Origin of the sequence: Alkalibacillus filiformis (assembly GCF_030814115.1) — a bacterium.
GTDB lineage: Bacteria > Bacillota > Bacilli > Bacillales > Alkalibacillaceae > Alkalibacillus > Alkalibacillus filiformis.
This window is the reverse complement of record NZ_JAUSUP010000004.1, coordinates 133,804-152,027: the sequence shown is the minus strand read 5'-3', so window position 1 is coordinate 152,027 and position 18,224 is coordinate 133,804. Positions and strand designations below refer to the sequence as shown.

Here is an 18,224-nt window from a genome sequence, read left to right as displayed (position 1 = left end):
CAAACATCCCTCAGAACCTTTTTCTATCCGTCTAAAGACTGAATAAATTTGGAAAATGTATACCATTAAAATCAAAATAATAACTGCTCTCTATGATTTGTGATAAAATAAGAAAAGAAAAAATTTATATTTAAGAAGGGGGAACGGGATGCTTGTTGAAGCGTTTGGAAACGATGGATTGATTTTTTTAATTGCTTTCTTACTATTAAGCGGAATTGTTGCTGCAAAATTTTCAAGTCGATTAGGCCTCCCTTCACTAGTACTCTTTATTGCTGTCGGTATGGCAGTTGGTAGTGATGGGTTAGGAATTATATATTTTGATAATGTTGAAATTGCCCAATTTATTGGTATTCTTGCTTTAATTATTATTTTGTTTGAAGGTGGTCTACAAGCGAAGTGGAAAACGATCCGTTCTGTAGCAGCACCTTCGATTTCACTTGCTACAGCAGGTGTGTTTATTACTGCTTTGGTTACTGGGGGAGCTGTCTATTTAATTCTAGACGTCACTTTGCTAGAAGCATTCTTGTTTGGAGCGATTGTAGGTTCAACGGATGCTGCTGCCGTTTTCGCAACATTAAAAGAACGTAATATTAAAGCGAAAATGGGTGCAACGTTAGAAGCAGAATCTGGTACAAACGACCCGATGGCAGTCTTCTTAACCATAATGTTTATAGAATTAATTATTAGTGATGACTCTAGTCTATGGATGCTAATCCCTTCATTCTTTTGGCAAATGGGAATTGCCTTACTTCTTGGTTTAGCCATTGGTAAATTAGGTTATAAAGCGATTAATAAAATTAACCTTGAATCAAGTGGACTTTATCCAATACTAGCGATATCATTTGCATTTCTTACATACAGTGCTGTCTCTTTCATTGATGCGAGTGGTTTTCTTGCTGTATATGTAGCAGCATTAGTGATTGGGAATTCGGAATTAACTTATCGTTATTCTATCTTCCAATTTAATGAAGGTGTTGCTTGGACTGCTCAGATTATGATGTTTATTATCCTAGGTTTATTAGCTTTTCCTGAACAAGTTTTCCAACTGTCTAATATTGTTGCGGGATTACTAATCTCTCTAGTCTTAATTTTCATCGCAAGACCGATTGCTGTCTTCTTATCAACGATTAAAATGAAATATACACTTAAGGAGAAACTTTTCATATCATGGGCTGGCTTACGCGGAGCTGTCCCAATCGTGCTAGCGACATTCCCAATTGTTGCGGGAATTGAGGGTGCAGAAGAGTTCTTTAACATCATCTTCTTCGTCGTATTAACATCCGCACTCATTCAAGGTGCTACAATTTCAAACGTAGCAGGCCGACTCGGTTTAATGGGTCCTGTCAAAGACACACCACACCACTCAATCGAACTAATCTCGATTGCTAAAGCAAACGCAGAAGTTGTTCAATTCCAAACCAACAGAGATAATTATGTTGTTGGAATGAAATTACATGAAATTGAATTCCCAACAAAATCATCGATTGCTGCAATTGTTAGAGGAGATCAGTTAGTTACACCTTATGGTGATACAGAAATTAAAGAAGGAGATTTCTTGTATATTCTCGTTTCCAAAAAATATCACTCACAATTGATGAAAGTATTAAACAAAAAGAAGGACCAAGCGAAATAATCACTTGGTCCTTCTTTTTATTTTATAGGGAGATATTTACGAGCTCTTAAGTATAAGATAACACAAATATCCCCATCATGAAGTTACGGTCGAGTTAATTGTTTATTACAATTATTACAGTTTACAAAAAAGTTAAAATGATAATTGCAGCAATGAAGACTAAAATAAATAATCCAATATAAATCAACACTAAATTAGGGATATTTCGACGCAGAGACTCTTGTTCGTATTGACGAGAACGCTCTAATTCCTCATCGGGTGTAGCTCCTCTACTTTCATACTCTTTAATTTGTCTGTCATGATTTTTAGCAATGTTTAAAGTAATTACTAAAGTTATAATAAATAATATGCCTAAGATAATTAATAGATTAGTAATCATTGTAGTATGCCCTCCTTACATAGTGAAAGACGGTTCGTAAATGAACCGCCTCACTTTAATAATCCTATGATTATACGATTGTTGTCAATTGATAAGTATCTTTACCTAATGATTTTGCATCGTATAAAGCACTGTCAGCAAACTTTATCAACTCATCATTTGTTACTTGTTCAGAGTCAGGAAGCGCAACGCCTATACTTGTTGTCACTGCGAGATCCTCGCCACTAATGTCCCAAACTTGTTCAACAACTCTTCTAACACGATGAACAACTTCTAATGCATCTTTTTTAGAAGATATATTCGTCAATAAAGCAATGAACTCGTCACCGCCCATTCTCGCGATGAAATCTGTTTCTCGCAAACTTCTTTGAATGCGGTTTCCAAATTCCTTGATGACTTCATCTCCAACATCATGACCATGCTCATCGTTAATCGTTTTAAAATTATCAATATCAAGCATCATTACTGCAAAACCTTTACCACTTTTTTGATACTCGTTTAAATGCTCTGATAAATTTGTTTGAAACAATCTTCGGTTAGGCAACTCTGTTAACGGATCGTGATAAGCAAACATTTTCAGTTGTTCTTCATAAGCCTTTCGCTCTGAAATGTTACGTGTTACGACGACCATTTGATGGAATTGTCCATTATCGTCATAAATCGGTTTTCCTTGCAATTCAAACCATAACCAACCTTTTTCTTGATGGTATTGTCTGAACTCTAACGATATAGGTTCCCCTGTTTCCTGTGCATGATCAAATGAACGCAACACACCTTTAAAGTCCCCTTCGTGTAGGTTATGCAACAAAGAACGTCCAACATAATATTCTGGGTTATAACCTAAAACGTTACCATATGATGGCGAGGCGTAAGTGATTATACCCTCACCGTCCACTAATGTAATTAAATCGTGTGAGCTTTCAGCAATCATACGGAAACGTTCTTCATTTTTAGAAAGTGTTCTTTCAGCATAACGCTGCTCAGTTATATCTTTAATTACAACGTAAACACCTGTTACTTGTCCTTCCACTACAACTGGTGTCATCGTAATATCTAAATCTAGTTGCATTCCATTTGCATTATATGTATTCACTTCGAAGTTTTGTGGTTTTTTCCGCAATGTTTTAATAAAACATTTTTTCAACTGACGTTTTATACTAGAATCGACAAATTTAAAAGCAGATTGACCTAATAATTGTTGTTTAGGGTATCCAGACAGCTCTTCAAATGCATTATTTACTTCAACTAATTTGCCGTTATAATCAATTGAAAAGATCGCATCTGCATTATCAAGGAAAAGTGATTTATAACGTTGTTTACTAAGTTCTAAACTGCGCTTTGAGCTTTCTCTAGCATGTTCAGCTTTTTTAAACTCAGTAATATCTCTTACTACAGCTACTACATGAGTACAATCACCTTGTTCATTCAAAAGAGGCGTCAATTTTGTTTCACTTATGTATTTTTCATTACTTTTTGAATGAAAAGAACCTTCAAATAAAATATTTGTTTTCTTTTCAACAGATTGTCTATATTTAATTACTAAGGAACTTGCTAATTCCCCTGGTAAGACTTCCACTATACCTTTACCTAATACATCCTGATTCAGCCCAGTTCGATTCATTGCTGTTTCATTCATAAACTCATAAATAAAGCGATCTTCTCCCTCAACCCTCATTACGAACACCATGCTATCGAAACCACTCATTAAGACCTGGTTCAACAACTGATTATTCAACATAATTTAAGCCCCCAAAACGTCAGAATTCCCCTATTTAGTTACTAATTTCTATTTTACGATACCCTTAAAGAAAAATATACCAAAAATAAGTACTTTTTACCTACATCAAAAGACATAATAAAACAAAATTCGACATACAAATTATATCACATGTATACCTTTTAGTTTTTAACAAAAACTGTATAGAAGAACTTTAGAAAGGTGGTTTCATTATGAATATAGATGGTTTACCAGAAGAGTCAGTACCAGTATGGAAAAAAACAATGGAAAAGCACCAACTCAAGACATTACAAAGTGATCATAAAACGGATGTTGTCATTGTAGGAGGTGGCATTACGGGGATCACCGCAGCTTATTTACTCGCTAAATCAGGGAAAGAGATTACACTTATTGACGCTGGACATCTCGTACAAGGGACAACTTTACATACAACCGCAAAAGTTACCGCCCAACACAACCTCATATATGATGAACTTTTAAGTCATTTTAATTACCAAATTGCTAGGGGTTACTATGAAGCAAACAAAGATGCTATGAATTTATTTGAACAAATCATTCAAGATGAACAAATTGAATGTGATTGGGAAACTCATGACGCATACCTATACTCAACATCAGGTGAATACGCTAAGAAACTCGAAAACGAATATCAAGCTTATCAAAACTTGAACATTAACGGAAAAATTACAGATTCCATTCCTTTCAACATTGAAATTGAAAATGCCCTATATATGAAAGATCAATACCAATTCAATCCGACTAAATACCTAAACAGACTTATTCAAATTATCCAAGATCAAGGTGTTAAGCTATACAAAAATACAGTTGCTGTTAACGTCGAATCAAACGACCAATCAGCAACTGTTATAACTCGCGATGGTCATAAAGTAGAAGGAAAATACGTATTATCCTGTACTCATTTTCCCTTTTATGAAGGAAAAGGTCTTTACTCAGGAAAGTTACACGCTCAACGCTCTTATGTAATTGCATTCCCAAATCAAAATCCTTATCCAGGCGGAATGTATTTAAGTGTGGACGAACCGAGCCGTACAATTAGACATGCTACAATCAATAATCAAGACTATATCTTGTTCGGAGGCGAAAGTCACAAAGTTGGACAAGGTAAAGATCTGCATAAGCACTACTTAAATTTAAAGCGATCAGCAGAAGAGATTTTTGGTAAAGTTCCAATTGAATATCGCTGGTCGACACAAGACTTAGTAACTCTAGATAAGCTACCTTATGTCGGTCCAGTTACGAAAGACGAACCACGGGTTTTAATTGCAACAGGTTACCGCAAATGGGGTATGACGAATAGTACTGCCGCTGCAAAACTTATGACAGACAAAGTACTCGGCAATTCAAACCCTTACGAAGAAGTATACAAACCGTCACGCTTCAATGCTGATCCAAGTTTGAAAAAGTTCTTCTCAGAGAACTTTGACTTAACGAAGCATTTAATAAAAGGTAAAATTGAGTTTCCGAAAAATGAGGTTGAAGACTTAAAGCAAGGTGAAGCGACGACTTTTCTAATGAACGGCCAACGAAAAGGTGCTTATAAGCATGACGATGAAACAGTCTACATTGTAGATACAACTTGTACACATGCCGGATGCGAAGTGAACTGGAATGACGCAGAAAATACGTGGGACTGCCCTTGTCACGGTTCTCGTTATTCCTATAAAGGTGAAGTCATAGAAGGACCTGCTGAAAAAGATCTAAAAAATTACGATTTTAGAATGCTTGATATTTTGAAAGACGATGAATCAGGGTATTAATTTTCGGCGTTCGCCGGAATATGCGGTGCGTTCGCCGGAAAAAATTGATTTTCGCCGAATTAATGAAAAATTCGCCGGAATATTTATTTTTTCGCCGGATTAATTAAAATTTCGCTGATATACCAAATATTGAAAGAGCTTGGTTCACCCAAGCTCTTTTTCTTATTAATAACATTGGAAAGAATCAATTCTTTCTAAATCAACTCCATAATAAACCCAAAAGAATCCAGTCCACCGATACCCTGAAACTGATCTTCTTCCTACATAAGTTGGATAAAACCAGAAACGCTGTCTATTATTTAACCAAATATATGTGTAACGGTATAGACAGCCACGGATTGCACCTGGATCGACCGCTTGCACACCAAATTGTGGCTGTTGCGGTGTAAATGATGGCGGTGGTGATGATGGTGGACCTCCTGCACCTGGTCCTGGTTGCGGGCTTGGTCCTGGACCTGGTTGTGGCCCCGGCCCTGGTCCCGGTCCTGGTCCTGGTTGAAAACCTGGTCCTTTTCCGCCACCTGGTGGGCCTGGAGTTGGTCCAAACATCCCTCCACCAATAAACGGAAAACCAAACCATTGCCTTTCATCATCATAATGATGGTGTTCATTAAATGACACGTTTCATGCACTCCTTCCATTCAAAATCAGTCATACAACAATGTATGCCCACATTGAAAAACAGGTGCGTGTGCTAAATTCATAAAATTAATTTTTTTCCTAGAAAAGTAAATGAAAAGATGGTAGTTTGATATGAAAGATGCTTCAAAGGGAGGGAAAATAATGAAATTGATCAATGGAAAGTTAATTATATCTATTGTAAGCCTATTAATACTTTGGACTGTATATAATGTTGTTAATTACTACACTAACATAATAGACGAGCCGGTTGTTTTAGACCACTATATCCATATGGAAGTTGAACATCATTCCGATGAATTTGACTTATATTATGTTACTCATAAAGAATCGAGTCGATCGATATCACACATTGAACTTGATGATGACATTACTTTCGTTCCAGATTCAAATTCATCTGATTATAATAATAATTCGACTTATTCAATGGCGTACGAATCTTTTAATCATTATGACTTACATAGAGCGAGTCTTACTTTGAGAAATCAACAAGATTTAGATGATTTATTTTCGGATGCAGAAATATTTAGTACTGAAACAATCGACATACATTTTTCTGATGGTACAGTTCAAACACAACCTATTAATCTAACATTAACGAATCTAGATGATGATCACAGTACACAGGCCAATATTTCAAGTACTTATGTAAATATGATAACAACAAGGACAGCACACTTCCAAGTAAATAATGACTTAACATTAGTAGAAATAAAGATCGATGATAATATTGAAGACTATTTCATAATCGAATACGATCAACAACTTCCGACTGATTTAACAAGAGGTGATGAAATTGAACTTGAAGTTTCATATGACGGAGATCCTTTTTTAGCCGTTAGTGCCCCACTTAAATTGATTGACGATGACGAATCTATCGTTAGAACAATTCAATTACAACACGCACCAAACATAACAGAAAATGAGATGAATGAATTCATCGAAACAAATGGTGGTGATCAACAATGAGAGAAGCTTTCACTCTAATCTTAACTGGATTTCTAATCGTGTTTTTTGATATCGAATTTAATGGTTTTAATATCATTGTGGACACAGTCGGTTATATTATCGTTGCAGTTGGCTTATCAAAATTACAAGCACACTCAAAATATGCTAAAACTGCATTAATCATCGCTTCTAGCTTAGTTATTATATCAGTCCCTACTATTTTTATAACTGAAGTGGAGCTCAACACAACCGTTGCACCAACATTTGAATATTACTATACACTAACATTAACCATTTTACAGTTTGCACTAGTCATTTATTGTTTATTAGTTATGAAACAATTAAATGAGTTATTTAATGCAAATTTCACAAAAGCCATTAACCTGCTACTAAGCTTTACTCTCATTTTAAACACAATCGTTATTGCTATAATAGCAACTTCCATAAACGTCCAGTCTCATACATTTAATATGGTCGTTGTCAGTTTCACCATGATGGCCCTTATAGCTCACATCGTATTTCTTGTTTATCTGTTTAAATTTATACGAATCGAAGAGAATAATGATGATGAAGAACCATTAAAGGAGAGTTCACATGAACAAAGCCGTTTTTCTTGATCGTGATGGTGTCATTAATGAAGTTAAAACAAGCCGTGTTAGATTTGTTAATAAGCCGAGAGACTTTCACTTCCTCCCTGGTGTTAAAGAAGCTGTTGCAAAGCTTCATGACTGTGGTTATGACGTTTTTGTTGTCACAAACCAAGGTGGCGTTGGGTTAGGTTATATGACTGAGGATATGCTTAAAGAAATCCATCAACACATGGTCGATGAGTTCGAAAAATCAGGTGCACATATTAAAGAAGTTAAAGCTTGCACGCATAAACCACACGAAGATTGCGAATGTCGTAAGCCAAAACCAGGAATGTTAAACACTTTAATCGAAAAGTATCATATAGACAGAAAGCAAAGCTACATGATAGGTGATCGTGAAGTTGATATCGAAGCTGGCTATGCTGCACAAGTAACAAGCCTTATGGTAGCTAATGAATCAAACCAAGCGAAATTCTCTTTTAACGACTTACCCGAAGCAGTCAATTGGATTTGTGAAGAAAAAATTGAAAATGATAATTGAAACTAAACCGTCCAGGTAGTATAGTGTCTACATAGATAGTTCTATTCTAGATTAAAAGAGGGATGATAATGAGCAAAAACTCAAGAAGAATCGAAATTTTAAATGCTGCTTCTAAAATCGTTAGTGACAAAGGGATCTTTAACCTTACTCTCGAAGCTGTAGCCAAAGAAGCTGGAATCAGTAAAGGTGGACTCCTCTACCACTTCCCTTCAAAAGAAGCACTTGTAGAAGGTATGGTTGAACACCTTGCTCATAACTACCGCGCAAAAATTGCTAACAACGTAGATAATGATCCACTCGATAAAGGTAAATGGACGCGAGCCTTTTTAAATGTCACGTTTAACCAAGGCTATCCTAATAAAGATATGCACTCAGGACTATTAGCAGCTAAAGCTGTAAAACCTGAGCTTTTAGAACCTCTTCATAACGCATATGAAGAGTGGCAAACTAATATAGAAAATGATGGCTTAGACCCTGTTGATGCTACGATTATTAGGTTAGCTACAGACGGTATATGGCTTTCGGAACTATTTGAGATTTATCAAATTGAACACGAACAGAAAAAGCAAGTTTATAAACGCCTACACGAATGGGTTCAAGATATGTACATCCGATCGGAAAAGAAAAATTAACTCCCTCTTTAAATGACTCCACTACTAAATTGTAGTGGAGTTTTTTTATGACAAATAATAAATTTTTATAGAATTTTCAAGCAACGTCTATACCTCTCCAACTCAACGATGACTCCTTCCTTCAAAATATTACTCAACCAAAAATCTTTAAAATAGCTGTTGATAAAAAACCGTCCAGATGGTACAGTACTTAACAGGATTTCAAACCGTCCAGATGGTACAGTAAATTTATATATTGCAATTTTTATTCAAGGAGGACTTTAACTATGGCACAAAAAGTTATGTTAACAGCAGCAGTTACAGGTGCTGGCGATACTACAGAAAAGAATCCAAATGTTCCTGTAACACCTAAAGAAATTGCAGAGTCTGCAATTGAATCTGCAAAAGCTGGAGCAACAGTTGCTCACGTCCATGCACGTGATCCAAAAACTGGCGGCATTAGTCACAATGTGGAACATTATCGCGAAATTGTTGACCGCATTCGTGAAGCAGATACAGATGTTGTAATTAATATTACATCAGGTGGTGGAGGTGACTTCATACCTAGCTTGGATACACCAGCTACTGGTGGTGAAGGAACAGATATTCAAACACCTCAAGAACGCCATAAGCCTGTTGGAGAACTACTTCCTGAGATGTGTACATTAGATTGTGGAAGCACAAACTTCGGAAACATGATCTACATGAGCCCGACGGATTGGTTAAGAGAACAGGCGCAACTCGTAAAAGACAGTGGTGTAAAACCAGAATTAGAGTGTTTCGATACAGGGCATTTACGTTTCGCTAATCAGTTAGTTGCTGAAGGATTGATCGCTGACGATCCAATGTATCAGTTCTGTTTAGGTATTCCTTGGGGAGCTGAAGCTGATGTAGAAACAATTTCTTATATGAACAGTCGCATCCCTGAAAATGCTCACTGGTCAGCATTTGGTATTGGTCGTATGCAACTACCTATGGTTACACAAACAGCTCTATTAGGCGGAAACGTTCGTGTTGGTCTTGAAGACAACATTTACCTTAAGAAAGGCGTTCCAGCTACAAACGAACAACTTGTTGACCAAGCAGTCAAACAACTGCACAGCAACAACATTGAAGTCATGACACCACAAGAAGCACGTGATCAATACAACTTGTTACAACCTAACGGAGGAAAGTAATTTATGACATTAACAAAGCAATCACCAAAGAAAGTAGCGATTATCGGCACTGGTGTAATCGGTAACGGTTGGATTGTACGTTTTCTTGCCAACGGCTTTGATGTTATCGCCTTTGACCCAGCAGAAGGTGCTGAAGAAAAGACGAAACAAGTCATTGAAAACGCATGGGATTCCGTTGAACAACTAGGATTACACCCAGAAGCCGATCAAAACCGACTAACTTTCGTATCGACTATAGAAGAAGCAGTTAAAGATGCTGACTTAATTCAAGAAAATGTTCCTGAACGTGTTGAACTTAAACAACAAGTTCTAGCTGATATAGATTTACACGCTACAAGTGATGCCATTATCGGCTCAAGCACTTCGGGTATTAAACCGACAGAATTACAAGTGCAAATGAATAACCCTGAACGATTAGTCGTAGCCCATCCTTTCAACCCAGTGTACTTATTACCACTCGTTGAAATTGTTGGTGGTGAATCTACTAATCAAGAGAATATTAATCTAGCATATCAATTTTATGAAATGGCCAATATGAAGCCGATGGTAATCGATAAAGAGATTGAAGGCTTTGTTGCTGACCGTCTAATGGAAGCACTATGGCGTGAAGCTTTACACTTAGTAAATGATGGAATTGCTACTACAGAAGAAGTTGATAAAGCGATCACTTATGGCGCTGGATTACGTTGGGCGCAAATGGGGCCATTTATGACATTCCATTTAGCTGGCGGAGAACAAGGTATGCGCCACATGCTAGAACAATTTGGTCCAGCACTAAAGTTACCTTGGACTAAATTAGAAGCACCTGAACTAACAGATGATTTAAAAGAGCGTGTCATTTCAGGCTGTGAATCACATGCAGGTGAACGCTCTGTTGCTGAATTAGAAAGAAAACGTAACGAATTTCTAGTAAAACTCATGGATTTAGTTGAAGAATACTGGCCATAAAGAGGTGTTATAAATGACTACTGAATTTAAATACGAAGATCATGTTCATCCAGATTGGGTCGACTACAACGGTCACATGAATGACGCTGAGTATGCTAAAGTTTTCAGCTATGCAGTTGATGCGTTCATGGGTGAAATCGGCCTAACGCAAGATGTTATAACGAAAGAATCTTATACCATTTTCACACTCGAAACACATCTTTGTTATTTAAAAGAAGCGCATGAGGGTGAGAGGCTTTCAGTTACGATCCAAATAATAGATCATGATGCAAAGCGACTCCACGTGTTATTTTCAATGTTTAACGAAAAACAAGAACTCATAGCGACTAGTGAACAAATGCTAATGGGCATGGATACAAACCAAGGTAAACCAGCACCATTTATTCAAAATGTACAAGATAAAATAAATACAATTTGGTCGAAACATGAACATTTAGATCAACCGAAACAAGTGGGAAGAACGATTGGGATTAGAAAGAAATAATCTATCCCCTCCCATCTTCCCTTACAAATAAAGGAGAATCTTTATGAGTAAAATAAAAGTTTCTGAGTTAACTAAAATATTCGGTCCTAATCCTAAACAAAGTTTAGAACGATTAAATAAAGGGTCATCGAAGGATGAAATATTAGCTGATACCGGTAATACAGTTGGTGTTAACCAAGCTTCCTTTGACGTAAAAGCAGGAGAGTTTTTCGTCATTATGGGATTATCAGGCAGTGGTAAATCAACACTAATACGCCTTGTCAATCGATTAATAGAGCCGACATCCGGTCATGTATACATCGATGATGAGGATATAACTAACATGAATAAAAATGAGCTCATTGAGGCTCGCCGCAAGAAATTAGGGATGGTCTTTCAAAACTTTGGCCTTTTCCCACATCGAAATGTAGTAGGAAACGTAGCCTATGGGCTTGAAATTCAAGGCGTTGAAAAGCAAGAACGTGAACAAAAAGCTCAAAAAGCAATCGAAGACGTTGGATTAAAAGGATATGAATCTAGCTTCCCAAACGAATTAAGTGGTGGTATGCAGCAACGTGTTGGCCTTGCCCGAGCACTTGCGAACGATACAGATATTTTATTAATGGACGAAGCTTTTAGCGCTCTTGACCCATTAATTCGTAAGGACATGCAAGATGAACTATTAAAATTACAGAAAAAATTAGGCAAAACAGTTTTATTTATTACACACGATTTAGACGAAGCCTTAAAGCTCGGTGATCGTATCGCCATTATGAAAGATGGTCAAATTGTACAAATCGGTTCTTCTGAAGAAATTTTAGAAAACCCTGCTAACGAATATGTTAGTAACTTCGTTAAAGACGTTGACCGTTCAAAAGTATTAGATGCTGAACAAGTTATGCGTCGTCCTGAAGTTTTAACAACTTATAAAGGTGGTCCAAGAACAGCAATTAAGAAAATGGAAGATGTCGGTGCATCAAGTATTTTCGTTGTTGATCGCGATGATCATTTCCAAGGATTATTAACAATTGATGATGCAATCCGTGCCTACAAAGAAGAAATTCCTATGGAAAAAGTATTAAATCAAGACGTTCACACGACGACACCAACAACACCGTTAAACGATCTTATTGGTGTTGCGGCAGACACGAAATATCCAATTGTCGTCCTAGATGAAGAACAAAAATTATTAGGCATTATTTCTCGTGTATCCATTCTTTCAGGACTTGTTCTTGGTAAAGAGAAAGACGAGGTGACTAACTAATGAATTACTTTGAACTACCATTAGAACAATGGACTAATACCTTTGTAGACGATTGGTTTTTACCAACGTTCGGAAATGCGTTCGATTCAATCGGGTCAGTACTAAACGCTTTTGTCGATCTTGTCACTGATGTCTTACTATTCATACCGCCAGAGTTATTCACACTACTACTAGTCATTCTCTCTTGGCGCGTGGGTGGAAAAGGACTAGCTGTTTTCACATTTTTAGGTATGTTATTTATCGGCTCTGTTGACATATGGGAAGAGTCCATGCACACGTTATCCATTGTTATTGTATCAACTTTCGTCTCATTACTTGTTGGTATTCCAGTTGGTATATTAAGTGCTATGAATAATCGAGTGCAAAGTGTCGTACGACCGACTTTAGACTTTATGCAAACTCTACCAAGTTTTGTTTACTTAATACCAGCCGTTTTACTATTTGGCCTAGGTGGGGTTTCTGCAGTAATTGCAACGTTTATTTTCGCAGCACCACCAGCTGTAAGAATGACTAACTTAGGAATTCGACACGTACCTAAAGAAGTAATCGAAGCATCAAAAGCTTTCGGGTCAACTTCGAAACAATTACTATTTAAAGTTCAATTACCACTAGCAGTTCCAAGCATTATGGCTGGTGTAAACCAAACAATCATGCTATCACTATCGATGGCTGTAATCGCATCGATGATCGGTGCGCCAGGTTTAGGTGCTACAGTATTACAGGCGATTTCCCGAGTAAATATTGGACTCGGCTTAGTCGGTGGTTTAGGTATTGTTGTCTTAGCGATTATTTTAGACCGTATTACACAAGGAATTGGACAAGGTCAAAATAATAAATCTTAATAAATCTATTTAAAGGAGAGTTATTCATGAAGAAATTATTTATTACATTAACTGCTCTTGCACTTGTTATGTTAGCTGCGTGCGGGAATGGTGAAGAACAAGACAGTAACGGAGATTCAGCAGAAGTTGAAGAAAAAGGAACACTAACATTTGGTGTAACACCTTGGACAAGTACAGTTCCTCCAACAAAAGTAGCAAAACTAGTTCTTGAAGATATGGGTTATGAGATTGAAGAGACACAAGCAGACGTAAGCTCTACTTTCATGGGCTTATCACGTGGAGACATTGATATTTTCATGGATTCTTGGATGCCAGTTCACGAAATCTACTTTGATGAATATGAAGACTCTGTTGAAAAAGTTGCAACAAGCTATGACAATGCAGATGCAGGTTTAGTTGTTCCAACATATGTAGATGAGATTGAAACTGTAGAAGATTTAGAAGGTAACGAAGATATGTTCGGAAATGAAATTTACGGTATTGAGGACGGTGCTAGTGCAACAGAATTGATCGATGATTTCATCGAAGCATATGACTTAGACTTTGAACAAGTTAACTCTTCTGAAGGCGGAATGATTGCACAAGCACAGCGTATGATGAATAACGAAGAGCCAGTCATTTTCTATGGTTGGAGACCACACACTATGTTTAACGAATTTGATCTTAAGATTGTTGAAGAACCAGCAGGAGATTTCTTTGAGCAATCATCCGTTCACGTTGTAACAAACGGTGAATTAGCTAACGAGCACCCTGAAGTTTACGAATTTCTATCAAATTGGAGTATTCCAATCGACGATGTAGAAGCTATGATTGTTGAAATTGAAGATGGTGCAGATGAAGAAGAAGTTGCACAAGAATGGATCGATAACAATCAAGACCATATTGATGAAATGTTAGAAAACTAATCCCCTTCAATATAAAAAGGTCTGCCTGCTTAAAGGCAGGCCTTTTCTATAAGTAACTTAAGAAAGGTTTGTTATGTATGTCACAAATCATCATTGAAAAAGATGTACCTTGTACGTTAAGAGATGGTGTAACACTATACGCCAATGTATATCGTCCCAATCAACCTGGAATGTTCCCAACCTTACTTAGTCGTTTGCCTTATAATAAAAACTTACCAAACTTCTCGCACCGTTACATTGACCCGATTCGATTAGTAGAACAAGGCTATGTTGTCATCATACAAGATGTTCGTGGCCGCTTCGCTTCAGAAGGAGAATTTCAACCTTTTAATCAAGAATTTAATGATGGATATGATAGCGTCGAGTGGGCAGCATCTTTAGATTTCAGCAATGGTCAAGTTGGTTTATTTGGCTTATCTTACTACGGGTTTACTCAAATGTTTGCAGCAATGAGTCAACCACCGTCACTAAAAGCAATCTTCCCTGCTTTTACAGGACATAACATTGCTGAAAAATTTTCAGAACGACAGGGTGCTGTAGAGTTAGCTAAATTACAGACGTGGATGTTAGATTCCGTTGCACCAGATTACTTAAAAAAGAAACAAACTGCAGAACAATATAAACATACAGAAAAACAATTGATCGAAGACTTAGATCATATTTTTGATTGGCATGCTTATACCCCATATGCTGAGTGGCCACCTATGATGAAGCATGAGTCAATCCAACAACTCTATACAGACTATATTAACAATAATTTAATTAGCGACACTTTAATAGACATCACTAAAATTCAAACACCAGGATTTCACATGGCTGGTTGGTACGATTGTTTTCTAAATGCAACCATTAATAACTATACTGAAACCGTTCAAAATAACTCTAACCAAAAATTGATGATCGGCCCTTGGGGACACGGTGTATTTTCACCGTACTTTGGCGACAGATATTTTGGTTTGCACAGTTCCGGTGATGACATCGACGGAAAAGATGATGTAACCTCATTGCACATCAAATGGTTTGATTACTGGTTGAAAGGAAGAAGTTCTGATGTAATTGAAGATGCACCTATTCAACTATTTGTAATGGGAAGCAATAAATGGCGTTCTGAGTACGAGTGGCCATTAACAAGAATGAATTACACACCATTATATTTACAAAAGGATAACAACCTTTCTTTTAATAAACCTGTTGAAGATAGAAGTTACAAACAATTCAAATATGATCCTAACCATCCCGTTCCAACCAAAGGAGGGCCATCTTTATTCATGCACGGTACCAATACCGGTCCACTAGATCAACATGATGTAGAATCTAGAGATGATGTTCTAATCTATACAACAGAACCACTCAAACAGCCAGTTGAAGTAACAGGTCCTATAAAAGCCTATATTTACGCTAGTTCTGACGCAGTTAATACAGACTTTACTGTTAAACTAACTGACGTACAACCTGATGGAACTTCAATTAATGTGACTGAAGGTATTGTAAGAGCCAAACACCAACACCCTAATTTCAAACCTGGAGAAGTTACTTTATTCGAAATTGATCTTTGGGCAACGAGTATTGAGTTTTTAAAAGGTCACCGAATTCGAATTCAAATCTCATCTAGTAATTTCCCAATGTATGATGTTAATCCAAATACTGGGTACAGCTTGAAAGATACTACAGAAATGACGATCGCAAATCAAGAAATTCACCATAGTGACCGGTACCCTTCACACATCCTATTACCTGTCATTAATTCATAGCGATTAAGAGATACACTCGAATTCTCGGGTGTTTTTCATTCCACCTTTTTTAATTGGATAATTATGTTAAACTTGACATATAATCTAACTTTAGGGGGGAAGTAAAATGTCTCAAAATGAAGAACCAAACAAGTTCAAAAAGATCGAGGCCGAACAATTAAATATTGTCGACAAAAATGGAAAAGTAAAGCTTTCTTTATTCAATCAAGACAACATTCCACCGGCTATTATGGATGGTGTTGATTTTATACCAGGCCATAGACAAAATGATCCTATCTCTGGATTAATGTTTTACAACTCAGAAGGTGATGAATGTGGTGGTTTAATTTATGGGAATGAAATTAAAGAAGATGGTAGTTACGAAGCTGGCGCATCATTGACTTTTGACCAATATAAACAAGATCAAGTTGTCCAAATGAGTTATGTCGACAACAATGGTGAACGAAATTACGGCTTTTCTGTATATGATCGCCCAGAACAAAGTCTAAAAGAAACAATTGAAAAACAAGAAGAAATTAAAAACTCCAACCTTTCTGATGATGAAAAAGATGAAGCTACTAAACAACTTTTTGAAGGTAATGTCCCACGTGCCCAAATGGGGAAAAGTACAAAAGGCGATGTTTCAGTTAAATTAATGGACAGCAAAGGGAACCAACGCATCAGAATGGTCGTTGACGAGAACGATATTCCTAAAATTGAATTCCTTGATGAAAATGGGAATGTAACTTATAAACTCCCGCCTAATGAATAACAAACAAAAAAGAGATACATATACTCGTATCTCTTTTTTATTTACCTATAAACATTTGCGTCCAATACGTTTGGTGCCCATCTTGGACATAACCAACGCCAAGATGAGTGAATGAATCGCTTAATATATTAGCTCGATGACCTTCACTGTTCATCCAACCATCCATGACTTGTTCTGGTGAACGTTGGCCCATCGCAATGTTTTCACCTGCTGCCATATAATGCAGACCGAATTCATCCATCATTTCAAAAGGAGAGCCATAAGTGGGTGATTGGTGATCAAAGTAGTTGTTAATCGCCATATCACGTGATTTCTCACGCGCAACGACACTAGCCTCTTCTGAAAACTCTACAGGTTCAAGGCCTTCTTTTTCACGCTCTTCATTAACTAAAGCGAGCACTTCTTTTTCAAAATCTTGTGGTGTGAAATCTTCTGTATCAACTTGACTTTCCGGTTGGTAGTCATCAAGTTGACTCGGATTAAATACAGGTGAGGCTTCACGATCACCTTGACTTATTTGCGAGAGTGTAACGGCAATGTGATCAAACGTTTCAACAACCGAACCGATCATTTGTTGAACGTCGACCTCACCCACTCTATGTTTAAAGTCATCGACGACATCTTCTAATGAAATACCTTCTCCTACTTGCTCTTCATCATTCTCTTGACTAACAAAATCTCCAACAGGAAATAAATACAATGCACCAAAAATAATCGCCACTAGCATTAACGCTTTGATCATATCGCTCGTTCCTTCCATGATGAAACTTCTATTACTTTTATTATAGTACGGATACTACCATAATGAACAAAAAATTGACTTCGTAAACCACTAGTAAAATTTAGGTCATCCTTTAGTCAAATGAACCCCACACCCTTAAATAATTCCCATCAATACAATACTTACCATAACAAGAGCCACTTGGACTCTCATCCTGACAAACTACTTCAACCCTTTCAATACTAGCAAACGTTTTACTAACAGCATTACCTGTCTGATTCGTAACAGGCGGACCAACAGGTGCTGAGATTGTAAAGCTATGCTTTTGCTCATCTGATTTTGTTACTATGACTACTAAATTATTCGCACACCCACTAATATAATTGACTGTTACCGTGTCACCTAATTGTTCAACTGAGTTCTATTCCCTCCAACAATCCAACCAATTCTGTAATTGTAACGGTTAATATAACGAGTCCTGCGAAATACCACAAAAAACGACCCTCGATTAAGGGCCGCTTCTAATAACACTCATTGTTAACCT

General features: G+C 37.0%; 18 protein-coding genes and 1 pseudogene. 14 read left to right on the top strand and 5 right to left on the bottom strand.

The features are described from left to right. Nucleotides 1–148 precede the first annotated feature (148 nt). Nucleotides 149–1,633, top strand: a complete 1,485-nt coding sequence (locus J2R98_RS08850) for a potassium/proton antiporter (RefSeq protein ID WP_307068132.1) — start codon at nt 149–151, stop codon at nt 1,631–1,633. A gap of 121 nt (nt 1,634–1,754) precedes the next feature. On the opposite strand, the gene J2R98_RS08845 is transcribed toward J2R98_RS08850, so the two are convergent. Continuing rightward, the gene (locus J2R98_RS08845; RefSeq protein WP_307068130.1) at nt 1,755–2,012 is read right to left on the bottom strand and encodes a hypothetical protein; all 258 of its coding nucleotides are present in this window, start codon (nt 2,010–2,012) and stop codon (nt 1,755–1,757) included. Nucleotides 2,013–2,082: 70 nt separating this feature from the next. Then, nucleotides 2,083–3,750, bottom strand: a complete 1,668-nt coding sequence (locus J2R98_RS08840) for a sensor domain-containing protein (protein ID WP_307068129.1) — start codon at nt 3,748–3,750, stop codon at nt 2,083–2,085. Nucleotides 3,751–3,962: 212 nt separating this feature from the next. Here J2R98_RS08840 and J2R98_RS08835 point away from each other — a divergent pair, with 212 nt between their 5' ends. After that, a complete protein-coding gene (locus tag J2R98_RS08835; RefSeq protein ID WP_307068127.1) occupies nt 3,963–5,528 on the top strand; it encodes an FAD-dependent oxidoreductase in 1,566 nt (521 codons plus the stop codon). A 165-nt stretch (nt 5,529–5,693) separates the two neighbouring features. On the opposite strand, the gene J2R98_RS08830 is transcribed toward J2R98_RS08835, so the two are convergent. After that, nucleotides 5,694–6,149, bottom strand: coding sequence for a hypothetical protein (locus J2R98_RS08830; RefSeq protein WP_174758201.1), 456 nt, complete (start codon nt 6,147–6,149; stop codon nt 5,694–5,696). Between the two features lie 162 nt (nt 6,150–6,311). On the opposite strand from J2R98_RS08830, the gene J2R98_RS08825 reads away from it, so the two are divergent. The 12 genes from J2R98_RS08825 to J2R98_RS08770 all read left to right on the top strand — a co-directional run bounded on the left by J2R98_RS08825 (nt 6,312) and on the right by J2R98_RS08770 (nt 16,959). Further along, on the top strand, nt 6,312–7,136 hold the full coding sequence (locus J2R98_RS08825; protein WP_307068124.1) for a hypothetical protein: 825 nt from the start codon (nt 6,312–6,314) through the stop codon (nt 7,134–7,136). Further along, on the top strand, nt 7,133–7,732 hold the full coding sequence (locus J2R98_RS08820) for a hypothetical protein (RefSeq protein ID WP_307068122.1): 600 nt from the start codon (nt 7,133–7,135) through the stop codon (nt 7,730–7,732). The genes J2R98_RS08825 and J2R98_RS08820 overlap by 4 nt, the downstream gene beginning before the upstream one ends. Then, nucleotides 7,710–8,246 (top strand): D-glycero-alpha-D-manno-heptose-1,7-bisphosphate 7-phosphatase, encoded by a 537-nt coding sequence (locus J2R98_RS08815; RefSeq protein WP_307068119.1) that lies wholly within the window; start codon nt 7,710–7,712, stop codon nt 8,244–8,246. The genes J2R98_RS08820 and J2R98_RS08815 overlap by 23 nt, the downstream gene beginning before the upstream one ends. 68 nt (nt 8,247–8,314) lie before the next feature. Further along, on the top strand, nt 8,315–8,878 hold the full coding sequence (locus J2R98_RS08810) for a TetR/AcrR family transcriptional regulator (RefSeq protein ID WP_307068117.1): 564 nt from the start codon (nt 8,315–8,317) through the stop codon (nt 8,876–8,878). A 266-nt stretch (nt 8,879–9,144) separates the two neighbouring features. Beyond that, on the top strand, nt 9,145–10,035 hold the full coding sequence (locus tag J2R98_RS08805; RefSeq protein WP_307068115.1) for a beta-keto acid cleavage family enzyme: 891 nt from the start codon (nt 9,145–9,147) through the stop codon (nt 10,033–10,035). A gap of 3 nt (nt 10,036–10,038) precedes the next feature. After that, nucleotides 10,039–10,983 carry an L-carnitine dehydrogenase gene (locus tag J2R98_RS08800; RefSeq protein WP_307068113.1) on the top strand — a complete coding sequence of 315 codons (945 nt, stop codon included), beginning with the start codon at nt 10,039–10,041 and terminating at the stop codon, nt 10,981–10,983. A gap of 13 nt (nt 10,984–10,996) precedes the next feature. After that, entirely contained in the window at nt 10,997–11,467 is a 471-nt protein-coding gene (locus J2R98_RS08795) for a thioesterase family protein (protein ID WP_307068111.1), read from the top strand. Nucleotides 11,468–11,510: 43 nt separating this feature from the next. Continuing rightward, a complete protein-coding gene (locus tag J2R98_RS08790; protein ID WP_307068109.1) occupies nt 11,511–12,710 on the top strand; it encodes a quaternary amine ABC transporter ATP-binding protein in 1,200 nt (399 codons plus the stop codon). Continuing rightward, the gene (locus tag J2R98_RS08785; protein ID WP_307068107.1) at nt 12,710–13,552 is read left to right on the top strand and encodes an ABC transporter permease; all 843 of its coding nucleotides are present in this window, start codon (nt 12,710–12,712) and stop codon (nt 13,550–13,552) included. The genes J2R98_RS08790 and J2R98_RS08785 overlap by 1 nt, the downstream gene beginning before the upstream one ends. A 26-nt stretch (nt 13,553–13,578) precedes the next feature. Then, nucleotides 13,579–14,457, top strand: coding sequence for a glycine betaine ABC transporter substrate-binding protein (locus J2R98_RS08780; RefSeq protein ID WP_307068106.1), 879 nt, complete (start codon nt 13,579–13,581; stop codon nt 14,455–14,457). A 77-nt stretch (nt 14,458–14,534) separates the two neighbouring features. After that, entirely contained in the window at nt 14,535–16,208 is a 1,674-nt protein-coding gene (locus J2R98_RS08775; RefSeq protein ID WP_307068104.1) for a CocE/NonD family hydrolase, read from the top strand. A gap of 106 nt (nt 16,209–16,314) precedes the next feature. Further along, nucleotides 16,315–16,959 (top strand): hypothetical protein, encoded by a 645-nt coding sequence (locus tag J2R98_RS08770; protein ID WP_307068102.1) that lies wholly within the window; start codon nt 16,315–16,317, stop codon nt 16,957–16,959. Between the two features lie 37 nt (nt 16,960–16,996). Here the strand turns inward: J2R98_RS08770 and J2R98_RS08765 are convergent, their stop codons facing one another. Beyond that, a complete protein-coding gene (locus J2R98_RS08765; RefSeq protein WP_307068100.1) occupies nt 16,997–17,719 on the bottom strand; it encodes a CAP domain-containing protein in 723 nt (240 codons plus the stop codon). A gap of 94 nt (nt 17,720–17,813) precedes the next feature. After that, nucleotides 17,814–18,071, bottom strand: a pseudogene (locus tag J2R98_RS14525) (S-Ena type endospore appendage); the annotation flags it as partial. Nucleotides 18,072–18,224 lie beyond the last annotated feature (153 nt).